This is a genomic window from Bacillus sp. SIMBA_008 (assembly GCF_046535495.1).
Taxonomy (GTDB): domain Bacteria; phylum Bacillota; class Bacilli; order Bacillales; family Bacillaceae; genus Bacillus; species Bacillus subtilis.
Window position 1 is genome coordinate 1 of the sequence record NZ_JAWRWL010000773.1, and the last position, 257, is coordinate 257.

At 61.1% G+C, this 257-nt stretch carries 1 protein-coding gene; it reads right to left on the reverse strand.

Features of this window, described 5'->3' with window-relative positions; translation table 11 throughout:
- Window positions 1–257: hypothetical protein (locus SB658_RS25390; RefSeq protein ID WP_410603204.1), on the reverse strand; the 257-nt coding region annotated here is incomplete at both ends.

Consider the following 257-nt stretch of genomic DNA (forward strand, 5'->3'; position numbering starts at 1 on the left):
GTCCTTCAGACACGTATAGCCGCGATCGCAACGAGGCACCTTCTGATCGAAGAAGTACTGAATCTGCTTCGCCGTCATCGTGCCGCTCGTGTACATCTTCGAGTCGCTGATGATGTTGCCCGGGTTGAACTTCGCCGCCGCGACCGCCGACAGCGACGTCAGCTGGGAGGTGAAGGCACCCGGATCGAGCTCATCGCTCGTGTTGCTTCCGATGTAATCGCCGTTCTCGGGCGTCGGAATCGACGCGGCGTCGCCGG